General features: G+C 51.6%; 14 protein-coding genes. 12 read left to right on the forward strand and 2 right to left on the reverse strand.

Going from position 1 to position 17,775, the window contains the following annotated elements; genetic code table 11:
- The first annotated feature begins 248 nt into the window (after positions 1–248).
- From U6B65_10615 to U6B65_10650, 8 genes are all read left to right on the forward strand, one after another.
- On the forward strand, positions 249–1,277 hold the full coding sequence (locus tag U6B65_10615) for an ATP-binding cassette domain-containing protein (GenBank protein ID WRS26782.1): 1,029 nt from the start codon (positions 249–251) through the stop codon (positions 1,275–1,277).
- On the forward strand, positions 1,274–1,978 hold the full coding sequence (locus U6B65_10620; GenBank protein WRS26783.1) for an ABC transporter permease: 705 nt from the start codon (positions 1,274–1,276) through the stop codon (positions 1,976–1,978). The genes U6B65_10615 and U6B65_10620 overlap by 4 nt, the downstream gene beginning before the upstream one ends.
- Positions 1,979–2,072: 94 nt before the next feature.
- Positions 2,073–3,632 (forward strand): GldG family protein, encoded by a 1,560-nt coding sequence (locus tag U6B65_10625; protein WRS26784.1) that lies wholly within the window; start codon positions 2,073–2,075, stop codon positions 3,630–3,632.
- 3 nt (positions 3,633–3,635) lie between these two features.
- Positions 3,636–5,015 carry a DUF4340 domain-containing protein gene (locus U6B65_10630; protein WRS26785.1) on the forward strand — a complete coding sequence of 460 codons (1,380 nt, stop codon included), beginning with the start codon at positions 3,636–3,638 and terminating at the stop codon, positions 5,013–5,015.
- Between the two features lie 404 nt (positions 5,016–5,419).
- The gene (locus U6B65_10635; protein ID WRS26786.1) at positions 5,420–7,573 is read left to right on the forward strand and encodes a Tex family protein; all 2,154 of its coding nucleotides are present in this window, start codon (positions 5,420–5,422) and stop codon (positions 7,571–7,573) included.
- 60 nt (positions 7,574–7,633) lie between these two features.
- Positions 7,634–8,068, forward strand: a complete 435-nt coding sequence (locus U6B65_10640; GenBank protein WRS26787.1) for a PH domain-containing protein — start codon at positions 7,634–7,636, stop codon at positions 8,066–8,068.
- 121 nt (positions 8,069–8,189) lie between these two features.
- Positions 8,190–9,632, forward strand: coding sequence for a PH domain-containing protein (locus U6B65_10645; GenBank protein WRS26788.1), 1,443 nt, complete (start codon positions 8,190–8,192; stop codon positions 9,630–9,632).
- A gap of 15 nt (positions 9,633–9,647) precedes the next feature.
- Positions 9,648–10,136 carry a prolyl-tRNA synthetase associated domain-containing protein gene (locus U6B65_10650; protein ID WRS26789.1) on the forward strand — a complete coding sequence of 163 codons (489 nt, stop codon included), beginning with the start codon at positions 9,648–9,650 and terminating at the stop codon, positions 10,134–10,136.
- Between the two features lie 64 nt (positions 10,137–10,200).
- Here the strand turns inward: U6B65_10650 and U6B65_10655 are convergent, their stop codons facing one another.
- A complete protein-coding gene (locus U6B65_10655; GenBank protein ID WRS26790.1) occupies positions 10,201–11,403 on the reverse strand; it encodes an EpsG family protein in 1,203 nt (400 codons plus the stop codon).
- A 152-nt stretch (positions 11,404–11,555) separates the two neighbouring features.
- Positions 11,556–11,801: a hypothetical protein gene (locus U6B65_10660; protein WRS26791.1), complete on the reverse strand. Its 246-nt coding sequence runs from the start codon at positions 11,799–11,801 to the stop codon at positions 11,556–11,558.
- Between the two features lie 714 nt (positions 11,802–12,515).
- Between U6B65_10660 and rimI the strand changes: the two genes are divergently transcribed.
- The 4 genes from rimI to U6B65_10680 all read left to right on the forward strand — a co-directional run bounded on the left by rimI (position 12,516) and on the right by U6B65_10680 (position 16,802).
- The gene (gene rimI / locus U6B65_10665) at positions 12,516–12,971 is read left to right on the forward strand and encodes a ribosomal protein S18-alanine N-acetyltransferase (GenBank protein ID WRS26792.1); all 456 of its coding nucleotides are present in this window, start codon (positions 12,516–12,518) and stop codon (positions 12,969–12,971) included.
- Between the two features lie 25 nt (positions 12,972–12,996).
- The gene (gene tsaD, locus U6B65_10670; GenBank protein ID WRS26793.1) at positions 12,997–14,022 is read left to right on the forward strand and encodes a tRNA (adenosine(37)-N6)-threonylcarbamoyltransferase complex transferase subunit TsaD; all 1,026 of its coding nucleotides are present in this window, start codon (positions 12,997–12,999) and stop codon (positions 14,020–14,022) included.
- A gap of 419 nt (positions 14,023–14,441) precedes the next feature.
- The gene (locus U6B65_10675; GenBank protein ID WRS26794.1) at positions 14,442–16,211 is read left to right on the forward strand and encodes a phosphoenolpyruvate carboxykinase (GTP); all 1,770 of its coding nucleotides are present in this window, start codon (positions 14,442–14,444) and stop codon (positions 16,209–16,211) included.
- 246 nt (positions 16,212–16,457) lie between these two features.
- Positions 16,458–16,802 carry a hypothetical protein gene (locus U6B65_10680; GenBank protein ID WRS26795.1) on the forward strand — a complete coding sequence of 115 codons (345 nt, stop codon included), beginning with the start codon at positions 16,458–16,460 and terminating at the stop codon, positions 16,800–16,802.
- The last annotated feature ends 973 nt before the right edge of the window (positions 16,803–17,775 follow it).

Genomic DNA, 17,775 nt, shown 5'->3' on the forward strand with positions numbered 1-17,775 from the left:
ATTTATCCCAATACAGGGGTACTCTGGTGAAACTTTTTCATTTTTTTTACAATTTCGCCGAATTCTTTGGTATAATAAGGAATGTACGGGCAAAAACCCATCGGGGAGGCCGTGGGAAGGGGCCCCGTTAACCCTTTCTCCAGCCTCATGCCCTTCTGCCAAGGCCTCGGATTCTTTTCCGGGGCCAAGCTGTCAACATAAGTTGCGGCCGGGCGTTTCTAACCGGCTCAAATGGAGGAAAATACACTATGATTGAAATAAAAAACCTCACCAAGCGGTATGGGGACAAGAAAGCGGTGGATAACATCAGCTTTACTGTTCAGGATGGTGAGATACTGGGCTTTCTGGGGCCAAACGGCGCCGGGAAATCCACCACTATGAACATCATCACCGGCTATCTTTCATCCACCGAAGGCACCGTTACAGTGGATGGAGATGAAATTCTGGAAAGCCCCCAAAAGGTAAAGGCCAAAATCGGCTATCTGCCCGAAATGCCCCCTCTGTATTTGGATATGACGGTTCGGGAGTATCTTACCTTTATGTTTGACCTGAAAAAGGTCAAGCTCCCTCGCCGCCAGCATCTGGAGGAAATCGCCGGAAAGGTGGGGATTACCGATGTGTTTAACCGCATGATCCGCAACCTTTCAAAAGGCTACCGCCAGCGTGTTGGCTTGGCGCAGGCTCTGCTGGGCAATCCACAGCTTTTGATTCTGGATGAGCCCACCGTGGGCCTTGATCCCAAGCAGATTATCGAAATTAGAGGCCTGATCAAGGAGCTGGGGGAAAAGCATACCATTATCCTTTCTTCCCACATTCTGCCGGAGGTGCAGGCCACCTGCCAGCGGGTTATTGTCATCAACAAGGGCCGCATCATGGCGGATGATACCCCCGATAACCTTTCCAAATCTATGAGCACCGATCACCGCCTCACTGTTCGCATTGCAGGCCCGGAGAAAAAGGTATACGCCCTGCTGACCGGCTTGCCCCACATGCTTCAAGTGGACAAGCTGGGCGAAAAGGAACCGGGTGCCTTTGAGTTCCTGCTGGAGTCGGAGAAGGAACAGGATGTGCGCCGGGAGCTGTTCACAAGGCTGGCTAAAGAAAACTGGCCTTTGCTGGGACTGCGCTCCAACGATATGAGCCTTGAGGATATCTTCCTCCAGCTTACAAAAGGGGAAGAGCCTTCTGCTTCGGAAGATGCCCCTGAAGCCGAGGAAGACATACAGGCAGACCTGCCCGAAGCTGATTCAGAAAACGATGGAGGTGAGGCTCAATGAGTGCCATACTGCGCCGGGAGCTAAGCTCCTATTTTCGTTCGCCCTTGGGCTATGTTTTTTTAGCCGTATTTTATGTCTTTTCCGGGTATTTTTTCTTTGCCGGAACCCTGTATCAAAATTCCACGGATATTTCGGTGGTTTTTTCCAGCATGTTCACCATTGTGCTGTTTATCATCCCGCTGTTGACCATGCGCCTGTTCAGCGAGGATAAGAAGTATAAAACCGATCAGGCCCTGCTGACTGCCCCGGTGAGCCTGCCGGGTATGGTTATGGGTAAATTTCTGGCCGCATTGATTGTATTCATCATGGGCCTTGCCATTACCATTGTGTTTGCCTTGGTGATCGCCTCCTTTGCCCGGCCGGATTGGGCCAAGATTGTGGGGAACTTCACCGGACTTTTGCTGATGGGCATGGCTCTGACCTCCATCGGCGCCTTTATTTCCGCTCTGACCGAGAACCAGATGATTGCCGCCATCGGCGGCTTTGCCAGCGGCCTTGTGCTGATTATTGTGGATTCCCTTGCCTCTGTGGTGCAGAATCCTGTGCTAAGCAAAATCATGGTGGCTCTTTCCTTTAACAACCGGTATACAGATTTTACCTCAGGCATTTTTGACCTTTCCAATGTGGTGTTTTTCCTGAGTGTTTGTGCGCTCTTTCTGTTTTTAACAGTCCGGGTTTTTGAGCGCCGCCGCTGGAGCTGATTTTCCAGCCAACCATTTTGTTTAGGAGAGCGCCGGAAAGGGTTGGCCGGCCAATTTCCCGGCGCAGGCCGGGACAAAGCGGGCGAAAGCCCGCTTGCCGCAGCAAAAAGCCTTTTGCTGCGGAATTGGCCTTGGGGGAAACCCCGCCGCCTTTTTCGGCCGCAATGAAAGCGAGGAAACAAAGCAGATGAATACAAGCCTGTTTAAAAGCCGCCGGTTCCGTCAGGGGATGCTTTCCTCTGCGGTGACACTCCTGTTTATTGCCGTTTTGGTAGCGGTAAACGGTGTCACCACCATTTTATCCGACCGGTATGCCCTTTATATGGATTTAACCCCCACCAAAATGTTCACTCTTTCCCAGCAGAGCAAGGAGTATATTTCCGACCTCGAGCAAGAGGTGCAGATATACGTTCTCAACACCGAGGAAAACTTTGCCGCTGTCAATGAATATTACACCCAAGCCAACGAGGTTCTGCGCAATTATCAGCGCCTGAACCCCGAAAAAATCAAGCTGCAATATGTGGATATCGTCCGGGAAGACCCCAACTTTGTCTCCAACTTCCCGGATTTGCAGATTGGCTCCAACAGCGTGATTGTGGCCTGTGAAGACCGCCGCCAGTCTCTTTCCCCTTATGATCTTTTCAATGTGGAATCTTCCTACTATGGCATGGGCGGCACCTACATCACAGCCTCTAAGGCCGAGCAGACGGTAACCTCTGCCATTTTGCGGGTAACCAGCGGCCAGACCGGAAAGGCTGTGCTGCTCACCGGCCACAACGAAACCGAGCTGGGTTCTCTGGAAAGCCTGCTGACCCTGAATAACTATACCGTTGCCCAGCAGAACCTGATCACAGAAGATTTGGCTGCCGATGCGGATATCGCCGTAATTGCAGGCCCCAAGCTGGATTATACCCCCGAGCAGCTCCAAAAGCTGGATGCCTTTTTGGAGGGCGGCACCGACCGGGATAAAACCCTTCTCTATTTTGCCAGCCCCGAGCAGCCTGAGCTGCCCAATCTGGAGGCCTTTCTGGCTGAGTGGGGGCTTCAGCTGGAGCCGGGTGTGGTTTATCAGACCGATGCGAACCGGGCCATTCAGTCCCCTTATTTCTCCTTTGTGGATTATATCAACGGCAAAGCCTCGGAGGAAGGGGCGGCCAGCAATATCTATGCCTCTGTTCCTTATGCACGCCCCATGAGCATTGCCTTTGAAAAGCAGAACAACATCGGCACACAGGTGCTGCTTGCCTTTGCCAATACAGCGGTTGCCCAGCCCTTGGATGCGGGTGCCGACTGGCAGCCACAGTCTGCCGCTACAGGCCGCTCGATTCCGGCTCTGGCCATGGGCCAGCGGGTGAGCTATCCCGGTGAAACGCCCCGGTATTCCACTGTGATGGTCTGCACTTCCACCGTGGCGGTGGATCAGGCATTGCTGGAGCAATCCTATTTCTCAAACTCCAGCTATTTCCTGAATGTGATCAATGAGCTGGCACGCCGTGAAACCACGTTGGTGCTGGAATCCAAATCCTTGGGTGGCCAGACCTTGGGCATCACCCTCTTGCAGGTGGTTCTGATTTCGCTGGTGCTGATTGTGGTCATCCCGCTGGGGCTTCTGATCACGGGCATCACCGTTTGGCTGCGCAGGAGGCATCGCTAAGCTATGAAGAAACAAATCCGAGCGCTTATTGCCGGTGTAATTCTGCTGGTGGCACTGGGGGGGCTGTGGCTGTTTTTGGCCCAGAATCCCCAGCCCGAGGAAGCCGCTGAGGAAACCCGGTATGTGGCGGGGAATGTTCAGGCCGACCAGATCAAAGCCATTACCATCCAGCAGGGGCAGGCCAGCTTTCGCCTTGCGGCTGACGCAGAGGGTGCCTTTACGCTGGAAAACTGGGGTGATATCCCACTCAACAACGATTTGCTGGGCCAATCCCGCACTGCGGCAGCGGCGATCCCGGTTAAGCTGGTAGTATCGGAGGAAGGCGGAGATCTGAGCAAATACGGCCTGCAAAATCCTCCTGTGCGTGTGGTTCTTTCTGTGGAAGGGCAAACGGATGTTACCCTCAACATCGGAAACGAAGCTCCGGCAAACGAAGGGGTCTATGTTTCAGTAGAGGGGCAATCCCCGGTGTATCTGGTGGCCGCTAACTCTCTTTCTTTTGCTAACCGTGCTCCCACCGATTATGTCAGTCTTGTGGCTTCTGCTGTAGAAGATCCCACCAATCCGCCTGCTTTTTCTGCTGCTGTACTGAGCGGGGAAGAGCGGGAAGCGACGGTGGAGGTTTCCACTCAGCTCGATGAAAGCGGAACCAGCACCTTCTTTATGACAGCACCGGTGCGCTATAAAATCAGTAGCACCGCCATTAATCTTTTGCAGTCCGCCACCTCCATTACCGCAGAAGGTGTTGCGGCGGTGCGGCCTTCCGAAACCCAGCTGGAAACCCTTGGCCTCAAGGAGCCTTACGCCACCCTGACTCTCAGCCTTGAGGATGGAACCTCTGTGGTGGTTAAGGCTTCTCGCCCCGCGGAATCCGGTGCACTTTACTTCATGCTGGAGGGTAGACCTGTAATCTATATGGGCAGCACAGAGCTATTGTCTTGGGTGCAGATGCCCTACAGCAGCCTGCTGAGCACCATCCCGGTGAGTATGCCGCTGACCGAGCTGGATTCCATTCAGGTCACGATACCCCAAAAGCAGTGGAGCTTTGCCGTTACAGGTGAAGGCGATGCGCTGAAAGCCACATTGGATGGCAAAGAGGTGGATGCCGACCAGTTCCGCCGCCTGTATCAGGGCATTCATTCTGCTTCCTTCGGGGAGCATACCGACCTTCGCCCCGAAGGGGAGCCGGTGATGACCTTTGCCTATAAAGCCAAGGATGGGCGTACCCGTGAGGTGCGCTTTTATGAAGGCCCGGTGCGTAAGCTCTTTATCACCGCCGGTGATCTGGAGCCCCAGTTCTTTACCGGCACCACCTATATGGATCAGATATTGGCAAATCTGGAGCGCATTGCCGCCGGTGAAGCGGTGCAGGCCGTTAATTGAGACTTCGTCAATATCACGAAGTGAGATCTTAAGACTATGGCGCTCATGCCGCGCCGGGGCACACACTTTCTCCACGATGAGAAAGTGTGCAAAGAATCGCCAAGGGGGCGTGTCCCCCCTTGGAATCCTCCCCTGCCCGGATGCAGCGGAGTGTGGGCGGTGAAGCTTAGACCGTGCTTGTGCCGCACGGGCACCCTTTCTTTTAAAAAAAGAAAGGTAACAAAGAAAAGGGTTTCCCCTAATTGTAAACAGAGCTCACGAAATAATAACTATCGGGCGCAAGGGCAAAGATTTTCACAGCCTTAGTCCGACAAAAGAGGCGAAGCCTCGCTTTCTTTTTGTGCAGAGAAGAAAGAATGCAAAGAAAAACAGTTTAATACCCTTTATCCCTAGGAGGTTTTGAAATGAATATTGCCCAGCAGCTGACAAAGGAATTTTCTCTACAGGGCTGGCAAGTCGATAACACCATGGCTCTGATTGAAGAGGGCGCTACTATCCCGTTTATTGCCCGGTACCGCAAGGAGCAGACCGGCAGTCTGGATGATAATGTATTGCGGGAGCTCTCCACCCGCCTGACCTACCTGCAAAATCTGGAAAAGCGCAAAGGGGAGGTGCTGGCCTCCATCGAGGGGCAGGAAAAGCTGACCCCTGAGCTGGAAAAGGCCATCTCTGCCTGTTCCACGCTGGTGGAGGTGGAGGACCTTTACCGTCCCTATAAGCAAAAACGGCGTACCCGTGCCTCCATGGCCAGAGAAAAGGGGCTGGAGCCTTTGGCACAGCTTCTGCTGGAGCAGAAAAAAGAGCCTGACCCCGCTTTGGCGGCGCAGGCTTATGTAAGTGAAGAAAAAGGGGTGGAAACCCCGGAACAGGCCTTAGCCGGGGCCATGGATATCATCGCCGAAGGTCTTTCGGACGATGCCGAGCTGCGCAAGCGCCTGAGGGCCTTGTTTTTCCGGGAGGGCATTCTATCCACCAAAGCCGCCAAAGAGGCGCAGGACAGCGTTTATACCATGTACTATGAATACAGCGAGCCGGTCAATAAATTGCCGGGGCATCGGATTCTGGCCATCAACCGGGGCGAGAAGGATAGTTTCCTCAAGGTGAGCCTTGAGGTGGATAAGGAAAAATGCCTTGCCCAGATGATCCCCCAGCTTATTAAAGGCGAATCCCCCTGCCGCCCGTATCTGCTGGCCGCCTGTGAGGATGCCTTTGCCCGCCTGATTTTCCCTTCGCTGGAAAACGAGGTGCGGGGCCAGCTCACTGAAAAAGCCGCAGAAGCTGCCATCAAGGTGTTTGCCGCCAACCTCCACCAGCTGCTCATGCAGCCTCCGGTGAAGGATCGGGTGGTGCTGGGTCTTGACCCGGCGTATCGCACCGGCTGTAAAATTGCCGTAGTGGATGGCACCGGCAAGGTGCTGGATACCACAGTGGTCTATCCCACACCTCCCCAGAATAAAAAAGAAGAGGCCACTCGAGTTCTCACCGGACTGATTCAAAAGCACGGTGTTAGCCTGATCTCCATCGGCAATGGCACAGCCTCCCGGGAATCCGAGCTGTTTGTGGTGGAACTAATTGGAAAAATTGGCGGCGAGCTTTCTTACATTGTAGTCAGCGAGGCGGGTGCCTCGGTGTATTCCGCCTCTAAGCTGGCGGCGGAAGAGTTCCCCGAATTTGATGTTTCTTTGCGGAGTGCCGTTTCCATTGCCCGCCGCATTCAAGACCCGCTGGCCGAGCTGGTTAAGATTGACCCCAAGGCCATCGGTGTAGGCCAATATCAGCACGATATGCCCCCCGCACGGCTGGATGATTCCTTGGGTGGTGTGGTGGAGGCCTGCGTAAACAGCGTGGGGGTCGATCTCAACACTGCTTCTCACTCGCTGCTTGCCTATGTAGCGGGCATCAATGCAGGCGTAGCCAAAAACATCGTGGGCTATCGGGAGGAAAACGGCCGCTTTACCGACCGCAAGCTGCTGCTCAAGGTGCCCAAGCTGGGCAAAAAGGCTTTTGAGCAGTGCGCCGGGTTCCTGCGGGTGAAGGAAAGCCCCAACATACTGGATAACACCGCTGTGCATCCCGAAAGCTATAAGGCGGCAAAGCTTCTGTTGGAAAAGTGCGGCTATACACTGGAGAGTGTCCGGGCGGGCAGCCTCACAGGGCTCACCGGCAAGGCCAAGGCCTTGGGACTGGAAAAGCTGGCCGAAGAAATGGGAGTAGGTGTTCCCACTCTGGAGGATATTATCAGCGAGCTGCAAAAGCCGGGGCGTGACCCTCGTGACCAGCTCCCGCCGCCTCTTCTGCGCTCCGATGTGCTGGAAATTGCCGATTTGCAGCCGGAAATGATTCTCAGCGGCACAGTGCGGAATATCGTGGATTTCGGCGCCTTTGTGGATATCGGCGTGCATCAGGATGGCTTGGTGCACATTTCCCAGCTGGCGGATAAGTTTGTGAAGCATCCGCTGGATGCAGTCAGCGTGGGGGATATTGTGAAGGTGAAGGTTATGGGCGTGGATGCAAAAAAAGGCCGCATTTCCTTAACCATGAAGGGCTTGCCCTCCTGACAAGGCACAAACACATCATGCTCATTTAAATGGCCCGCACCTGAAAGGAGGAACTGGATTATGAAGCGTCCTCACCCGGCAATGCTCACCATTTGGCGGCTGTATCTTCTGCTGCCGGGGTTTGTGGCGGCCTTTCTTTCGGCGCTGTTTTTCCAGCCTCGTTCAGTGCCATGGCTGCTGGTGACCGGCCTTTGGGTAGCAGGCTTCTTGTTTATGTACTTTTTTTATCTGCCCGCCAAATACCACCGGCTTTCTTATACCATAGCGGAGGGGCAGCTGGTGAAGCACAGCGGGGTTTTCTACCGCCGGGTTTTGCGCATGCCTTTGCGCAGTGTCCGGTATACCTCCCTGTATATGAATCCCTTGGGCAGCTTTTGGAAGATCGGCTCGGTGTTGGTGGTGGCGGCGGGGGGCAGAATGATGCTTCCCGGCCTGCGGCTGGAGGAAATTGAAAGCCTCAACCGGGCTCTGTTCCCTTCATCTCAGGCAAGGTAGGCGGGCGTATCCCGAAGATGCTTTGCATCTTCGGGATCGGCGGGCTTTGCCCGCTGCTGCGCAAGGCGCAGACGCCCGCCGCCCTCAGCCACCAACCAAACCACAAGCGGAGGTGATTTCTTTGACCTTTCGGGCGCATCCCATCACCATTGTGGTGAATCTGCGGCGATTCCTATATCTGATCATCATCTCAGTGATTCGTGGGTTGCTGGCCGCCTTTCAAGGGGGCCTTACCGGATGGCTGCGGGGCGCTTGGGTGGATGTGCTGGTGGTGTTGGTTATGGTGGGGCTTTCGGTGCTGCAATGGAGAGCGCTGGTGTATCGCTATGAGGGGGAACACTTGGAAATCGATTCCGGTGCGCTGGTGCGCAAAAGGGTGCTGGTTCCCTTGGGCAGTATCGTCACCCTTTCAGCCATCCATTCCTTTTACCTGCGGCCATTCCGGGCTGTGCGGCTGCGGATGGATACACTGGGCGGCGGCAGCCGGGAGGCGGACTTTATCGTTTTGGTTCACCGGGATACCGCCGAAAGGGCCATGGCTCTGCACGCAGGGGAGGAACAGGCCATGGTGCGCCGCTATACTCCTCGCACCACCTCGGTTCTGGCACTGGCTTTTTTGACCTCCAATTCGCTGGCAGGCATTGTGTTCATTGCCACGCTTATCTCCCAGTCAGGCAAACTGGTGGGAGCGGAGTTTTCCCAGCAGCTGGTGGATACGTGGGAAACCACCGCCCGAACCTTGGCCTTTGGCATTCCGCCTGCCGCCGCCGCTGTGGCCTACGCTCTTCTTTTCGGGTGGGTGGTGGGGTTTGCCATCACTTTTCTGCGGTATAAAAACTTCAACGTGCGCCGCAGCGGGGAGCTGCTGAAAATTGCCGGGGGCGAGTTTACCCACCGGGAATATGCCTTTTCCACCCGGCGTATCAATTTTCTGGATATTCGGCAAAGTCTGACCAGCAAGTTTTTGAAGATTTACTCTTTGTATATTTATTCGATAGGATACGGAAAGTACAAGGATGATATTGCCTGCCTGATGCCCGCTGAAAACAAAAAAGACTTTGCCGCCAACCTGAAGCTGCTTTTGTGGGAGATGGAGCCGATACCCCGCCAGCTCGCTCCGGCCAAGGGAGGCATCCTCCGCTTCTTGGCTTTGCCGCTGGCTTTGGGGATTGGTATCCCGGCGGTGATGGGGTTGGCAAGGCTGCTGTTCCCCGATTGGTGGGAGTTTGTTCTGTTTCTCGGCCTGATGGGGCTGGTGCCGGTTCTGTATTTCTTTATCATCCGGGTCATGGATTACAGAACGGGCGGCCTTGCTTTTGATGGAGAAAATTATACTATACGTTATTCAGCGGGGATGTATCTACACACTGTAGTAATTCCAGCCCGCCGAGTGATCCTGATTGAAAACCGCCAAAGCCTGATGCAGCGGCGAAAGGATCGGTGCGACTGCCACATCTTTACAGTAGCAGAAGGGCGGATGTGCCACATCTTGCGGGGCCTTGACCGGAAAAAAGCGGAGGAATTCCTAAACAAATCGTATAATATTTATAAATCATCCAAATAGGAGTGGAAAAGCGAGTTGAATAAGGGCGAGTTTTACGCTTTGCTGGAGCAGCGGGGCATTCCCCATGAAAGCTATGAGCATCCTGCGGTTTTCACCATGGAGGAGCTGGCAGGCTGTAATATTCCCCACACCGAGAGAATTGTAAAAAACCTTTTCCTGCGGGATGACAAAAAAAGGAACTACTACCTTGTTACAGTGGCGGGGGAGCATACGGTGAATCTGGCCCAGCTGAGCCAGCGCATTCCCAGCCGAAAGCTGAGCTTTGCCAGTGAAGAAAAGCTGTGGGAGCTTCTGGCCTTGAAAAAGGGGCATGTTACCCCGGTGGGCATCCTGAACAACGGGGAGAAAAATGTTACGCTGGTGTTGGATCAAAAGCTGGTGGGGCAAACCATCGGCATTCATCCCATGGAAAACACGGCAACGGTTTTTCTTGCTTTTGAGGAGTTGCTCAAGCTGGTGGAGGAGCATGGGAACACCACCGTGATCTGTAGGCTTGACGGATAGACGTTACAATAAGCCGGCAATCAAAAAGGCCAAGAAGCAAGACAGCTTCTTGGCCTTTATCTGTTTAGTTGAAGGGTGTAGGCGCTCCGTTGCCGCCCAGCCAATCCAGCACCGATTGATAGGGAAACACATTGTGGAACCCGTTGACATGGGAGCCAAACTCATTGTAACACAGCGTGAGAAAGACCAGAGCCACCACAGCGCTCCAATAATACTTTTGGTGATCGCTGATGGATTGGTTAAGCTTTTTCAGCTTGGCCAAAGCCTCTTTACCCGGCTTTTTATCGGTTCCTTGGCGCAGCTCATCCCGCAGGGCATATTCCTCGGGGGAGGCCAGCAGGCAGCTCAAAGCAGCGGGTGCCGCTACCAGTGCAAAGATATATACATACATGGAAAGCCGCTCCAAAATAAAGTGGCGGGTGATAAACAGCCAGATTATGGCGCTGTACAACATCAGGTTCATAAGCACAGTACTATCCGGGTCACGCTTCTGCCAGATCGGCCACAGCGCCAGGCAGGCCCCGAAGATGGTGAAAGGAATCAGCAAAAAGACAGGGCTGAAAGCTGTTACATAAACCGAATCCTTATAATAAGTGAAAACAAAGCGGGTGACCAGCTGCAAAATGGTTTCAGAAAAGATGTAAAGCAGCACGGTCATGCTTCCATACAGGATGCCCAGTTTTTTGCCCAGCTTCAAATGGCAGACAAAATAAACCGGAATCATAATCAGTGCTGTTTTGTGAAAGGTTGCCGCCAGCAGAATCATGGCAAAATAGGGAATGGGCTTTTTGCTGCGGAGAAAGCCGTAGGAAAGGGCTACAATGCTGCAAGCAAGGCTTTGCCGAATAAAATTCATACTGGTATAGAAAAAAGTAAGGGTTACAAAGAGCCAAGTGGAAAGCCACTTGTTGTCACACCAGAGATAAATAAAAACAGCAATGGGAATCAAAATCAAGGCGGCATAAATGCCGTACATCACCAGAGAATTGGGTACAAAAAAGGCCATTGCCTTGGTCAGCAGTGTAAAGCCCAGCTCAGGCCCTTGGTTCAGCAGACCCGAGAAGCCCTCGGCGGCCTTGATATCTTGGAAGATTTTAATGTAGGATTCATAGTCAAAGCCGATCCCATAGCGAAAGGTGGCAATAAACCACATGTAGGCAAAATTCACTGCCAAGTAGATACCCGATTTCACCCGGCTGGGCTTATAGATGCAAAGAGGCCAGGCCAGTCCCAGAATCAGCAGCAGATTGATATAATAAACTGTCATAATTACCTCATTCTCATGCGTTTTATTCGATCTTTTTCATTTTACACCATTTTCTCTTTATTATCAACTTGCTTTCTTTTTGAAAAAAGCAAAGTACACAAAGAAAAACGTACTTTCTTTTTGATAAAAGAAAGTACGCAAAGAAAAACCACTTAAGAGATTTCCAATGAGTGCTGTCCTCCGCCATCGAGTGCAAAGGCTGAATGTTTCAGCAAGCTAAGCCCGACGAAAAAGGCGAAGTCTCCGCCATTGAGTGCAAAGGTTGGATTTTTCAGCAGGCTAAGCCTGACAAAAGAGGCAAAGCCTCCGCCATCGAGTGCAAAGGCTGAATTTTTCAGCAAGCTAGGCCCGACGAAAGAGGCGAAGCCTCCAAAAATACGCCGCCGGTGAAGCGGCATAAAATCCAATTCACCGGCGGGAAAGTGTGTGCTTTATGCTTTTTTGGTGCAGCCTTGGCCGCAAGAGGGTTATTCCTCTTCTTCGAGCTCTTCCTTTTGAGATTCTATAAAGAGGGAAAGAGGCATACAGGGAGAGCAAGGGGGTTTAGGCGGACAAGGCGGTTTGGGCGGAGGACATGGCGGAGGAGGGCAGGGCGGAGGACACGGCCGAGGTCTGCAGCAAGGCTTACAACAAGGCTTGCAGCAGCCACCTCCGCGATGACAGGTTTCAAATACATCGCTGAGAATACCGCCCTGACGGGCAATATCTTCTATAATTTGAGAATAGGTCATGGGTGCAGCTCCTTTCTAAAGACTCTCTTTATTCTATGCATTACAGGTGCGGATGTTGAAAGGCCCCAACCCCTGCATTCCTTGGCCGTTTAGCGAAAGGACCAACTGGGAGGGGGAAGGGATTCCTCTATTGAATTTTCGCTCAAATGTGATACAATAAAAACAATCATCTCGAAAATACATATAATTTTTTAGGATGCGGCGATGCTGCTCTCATGCTTTTGGTGTCTGCATGATTCCCAATAGGGAGCAACCCCCAGAGTGTTTGAGCACCCCCATTAGAAAGCCCCAAATGTATACATAAGCTTTTTATGGGTGAAAAAGTAAAACACACAAAGGCCCTCAAAGGGCATACAGAGATTTTAACGAAGGAGAGGACAAATGGATACACCCGAACCCCGAATACGCATTTCTGCGATGTCGGTGGAAAATGTTGAGAAAGTGGAAGAGCTGGAAAAAGCCTGCTTTTCCGCCCCATGGAGTTTAGATTCGCTGGTGGAGGAGCTCTCCAACCCGATGGCCGTGTTTCGTGTGGCTTATCTGGGAGAGGAGCTGGCCGGTTATATGGGGATGCATCATATTATCGATGAGGGGTATATTACCAATATAGGCGTTTTCCCCCAGCTGCGCCGCCAGGGAGTGGCCCGGGCTTTGCTGGAGGATATGCTGTGCTATGGTGAGGAAAATGACCTGAATTTTCTCACGTTGGAGGTGCGGCCTTCCAACGAAGCGGCCATTGCCCTTTATAAGGCCTATGGCTTTGAAGAGGCAGGGCGGCGCACCGGTTATTACCAGAACCCGGTGGAGGATGCTCTGCTCCTGACCCGTAAATTGTGAATGAATATGCAAGGAGGCAGCAGCTTTGAAGATACTTGCCATTGAAAGCTCCTGTGATGAAACGGCCGCCGCTGTGGTGGAGGATGGCCGGCGGGTTCTTTCCAGTGTAATCAACTCTCAGATTCCCGAGCATCGGCTCTATGGCGGAGTGGTTCCAGAAATCGCCTCCCGCCGCCATGCAGAAGCCATTGTGGATGTTACCGGGGCCGCCCTTTCACAGGCGGCCCTTTCTCTGCGCCAAATTGATGCGGTGGCGGTGACCTGTGCCCCCGGCCTCATCGGTGCTTTGCTGGTGGGGGTGAATTTTGCCAAGGGCCTTTGCCTTTCCGCCGGCAAGCCCCTGATTCCGGTGCACCATATCCGGGGGCATATTGCCGCCAATTATCTGGCTTTCCCAGAGCTGAAACCGCCCTTTTTGTGTCTGGTGGTTTCGGGGGGGCACAGCCACATTATTATGGTGGAGGATTACACCCGCTTTCGGGTTATCGGCAGAACCCGGGATGATGCAGCGGGGGAGGCCTTTGATAAATCCGCCCGGGCCATGGGCCTGCCTTATCCCGGCGGGGTTCATCTGGACAAGCTTTCTCTCACCGGCGATCCTGAAAAATACAGCCTGCCCCGTCCTCATGTAGAGGGCAGCCCTTATGACTTCAGCTTTTCGGGGCTGAAAACAGCGGTTATTAACCTGCTGCACCGGGCTGAGCAGAGGGGAGAGCAGCTGGATACCCCTTCACTGGCGGCTTCTTTCCAGAAGACGGTTTCGGAGATTCTCACCGGCACCTTTATAGCGGCGGCTAAGGAGGTGGGGGCCACCACTTTGGTGGCGGCCGGGGGAGTATGTGCCAACTCCGGTTTGCGGGCCAGCCTGACCCGTGCCTGCAAGCAGGAGGGCTTTTCTCTGTATTTTCCGCCCCTTTCTCTTTGCGGAGATAACGCCGCCATGATCGGCGCACAGGCCTTTTATGAGGCTCAGGCTGGCGTTGTGGGGGATATGTCTCTCAACGGCACTGCCAGCCAGTCGGTGGATCAACCGGTGGCAGCTCAACAGTGAAAGATGGAAGCTATCTAAAAAATTGCAAAAATCATATAAAAATCATATCCAAAAGCTCTTGAAATGCAGGATTTGTTCAGGTATAATGTTATAAGTGGGGGAATTCGATTTTAAGAGTGGGTCACAGCACCCATAGCTTATATCAGACAGTTGGTGTTCTGAGATGTGCTGAAAATGCTGGTTCTATTGCCTTTTTATATAGGATATCATATATTTCTGGGCATAAAATTTCGTGCAGCAAAGCCTATTTAGCAGGAAAGAAGCGGTTGTTTGGCGCTTTTTTTAAATATGCAGGAATTTATGTATTTTAATGCAAAATTTGCTTAAAGGGAAAAACATGATGTCTTGTCATGATGTTTTTTAAGAACCCGCCTAAACCGTTGTATTATGTTTTGCCAAATAGAAAGGAGCGTCTCTTAATGACCAAAAATCAGAATGTCCTTAATTGGGTTGAGGAAATGAAAGCGCTGGTCAAGCCGGATCATGTAGTGTGGATCGATGGCAGTGAAAGCCAGCTTACCGAATTGCGTCAGCAGTCATTGGATTCGGGCGAGCTTCACCTTTTGAATCAGGATGAGCTTCCGGGCTGTACTCTGCACCGCACCGCCCTCAACGATGTGGCTCGTGTTGAACACCGCACCTTTATCTGCTCCCGCAGCAAAGAGGATGCAGGCCCCACCAACAACTGGGAAGATCCTCAGGTTATGTACAACAAATTGACCCCTCTTTTTGATGGTGTCATGAAGGGCCGCACCATGTATGTGATCCCTTACAGCATGGGCCCTATCGGTTCTGAATTTTCCAAGGTTGGCGTTGAACTGACCGATTCCATCTATGTTGTGCTCAACATGGATATCATGACCCGTATGGGCCAGAAGGCATTTGACCAGCTGGGCGATACCTCCAACGATTTTGTCCGGGGTCTTCACTCCAAGGCTGATATCGATGAAGAAAACCGCTACATCTGCCACTTCCCCGAGGATAACACCATTTGGTCCATCAACTCCGGTTACGGCGGCAACGTTCTGTTGGGCAAAAAGTGCTTTGCTCTGCGTATTGCTTCCTATCAGGGCAAGAACGAGGGCTGGATGGCTGAACATATGCTGATTCTGGGCATTGAAAATCCCCAGGGTGAAGTGAAGTATGTTTGCGCTGCTTTCCCTTCTGCCTGCGGCAAAACCAATTTGGCCATGCTCATTCCGCCCGAAGTTTACAAGAAAAAGGGCTACAAGGTCTGGTGTGTTGGCGATGATATCGCTTGGCTGCGTGTTGGCCCTGATGGTCGTTTGTGGGCAATCAACCCCGAAGCCGGCTTCTTTGGCGTGGCTCCCGGAACCAACGTGAAATCCAATCCCAATGCATTGGAATCCACCAAGAAGAACACCATCTTCACCAACGTGGTCCTCAATGAGGATAACAACACTGTCTGGTGGGAAGGTCTTGATAAGAATCCTCCCGAAAACGCCATTGACTGGAAGGGCAACCCCTGGAACGGCAAAACTGCCACAACTCCCGGCGCTCACCCCAACAGCCGCTTTACCGCTCCTGCGATCAACTGCCCCTGTGTCAGCTCTGAATTCAACAATCCCGCCGGTGTTCCGATTTCCGCTATCGTATTCGGCGGACGCCGCGCAAAGACCGCTCCGCTGGTTTATGAAGCAAGAAGCTGGCAGCACGGTGTTTTCGTAGGCTCCATCATGGCCTCTGAGACCACTGCCGCCGCTTCCGGCGCTGTGGGCGTGGTTCGCCGTGATCCTATGGCAATGCTTCCTTTCTGCGGCTACCACATGGGCGATTATTTTGCTCATTGGCTGGAGATGGGCGAGAAGCTGGGCGACAAGGCTCCCAAAATCTTCAACGTCAACTGGTTCCGCACCGATGACGAAGGCCACTTTATCTGGCCTGGATTTGGCGACAACATGCGCGTGCTTTCTTGGATCATCGATCGCTGCGAAGGCAAGGCTGAGCCTGTTGAAACCCCCATCGGCTTTGAGCCTAAGGCTGAGGATATCAACCTCGAAGGCCTTGAGGGAATCGATCTGGATACCGTTAAGGGTCTGCTGAACGTTGACCGTGCCCTTTGGAAAGAGGATGTGGCCGGTATCAAGGAATTCTATGGCAAGTTTGGCGATCGTTTGCCCAAGGCTCTCAACGATGAGCTGAACACTCTGGAGAAGAACCTGGATTAGTTTTTAACCAATAAAGTGAAGGCTGTGGAATGTTAAAGCATTCCCAGCCTTCCTTCTTTTTGTAGCATAAATTTTATTATATAATTGAATGCTTAAATAGTATGTGTTACGATATTAATAACCGCGAAGCGTTTATTATATGTTCCATTTTTATGGCCCGCCTCACGGCGATGGCCAATTATATCATTCACTGCGCTCATGATATAATGTATAGTGTTTAAAGCCAAAAGAGAGGTGTGGATTTTTATGCTGAAAAGTGACAGGATCATACTGTGCATAGTGTTGCTGGTTTTTACTTTGCTGGTCGCCAGTGTGGTCATCCGCAATAACATGCCTTTTGAACCATGGGGCTATACAAAGAAAATAATCAGCGATGAGCCTGTATATGAATATCTAATAACGTATAATCAAGGTGGGAATGCTTTTTCAAGAAAAATACCACCTCTTCCTGCGGGACACCCAATTTTGAAAGATATCAATGAATATGCCTACGAGTTGGTAAAGAACCAGATAGGGTCGGATTTGCCAGAAGACTATAAAGACTACGTTCAGATTACTTCCTATTTAGTGAGTGAAATGAAAGCACAATAAAAAGCTGGATATTCAGGTAGTGCTGAGAGCATAAAACAGAAAAATTGAAGCAGGGTGTACCCATAAAACGGGTACACCCTGTAAAATGTTATTTCCTTTCTTTCAGTGTGTGTCTACACAAAAATGTCAGAATAACGGTAAACGAAGTCATGTCTGAAACCATGAGACCTTTTTTTACAAGTCCGGGCTTACAGTTAATGCATCTTTCACGAATTTTTACTAGCTTTGCATAGAGCGCAAAATAAGTGGAACAGATATACCGGAGTTCCTCAGAGACTGGCTCATTCGCAGGGGACAGGCATTCTCCCATCCACAAGACGAGGGTTGACAAACGATATATAGGTTTCCTGGTTTTGCTGCTTAAGCGAGGTATACAGCCAGTGGCTGCATCTTTAAAACAAACGTGAAACTGCGCTGTCATGAAATCGATATATTTCGCCAATTCACCCGGTCAGCCCGTTTTCAATACAGCCAAAACTGCTGTCCGTTCCAGAAGCATCCTTTTTAAAAAACAAATCAATTTAAGGAGTGAATTCTGCCTTTACGAGGGCTTACCCGAGCTGAGGGGCTTGGCGCACAGGCCCCAAATCTTACAGGGAACTTCTTCTGCGTACATCGGACCCACCGCCTTTCTTTTCACACAGTTGTGGGAAGCTCTTTTTGAATCCCTTCCCTTTTGCATCTTTAGTATACCCTACAGCTGGGTATTTGTCAATAAAAAAATAGTCACATCGTTTAATTTTATGTTAATAATAAATAACGAATCGCTGAACGAATAAAATAATATTCTTTTTGGATAATAGTTGAAAAAAAGCTCTTGGAAACTGGCTGTTTAAGAGGGATGGGCAGATTTTCAAGAAAAAAACCCACAGAATAAATAAAAAGGGTTCCTTGACTTCGGGAAAGCTTTAGGATACAATAACAATTGTCAAAAGCAAAAGACCTGCCGTCGGCAGGCAGATAGTGAGGGTAA

The sequence above is a fragment of the Oscillospiraceae bacterium MB08-C2-2 genome (assembly GCA_035621215.1).
Lineage (GTDB): Bacteria > Bacillota > Clostridia > Oscillospirales > Ruminococcaceae > WRAV01.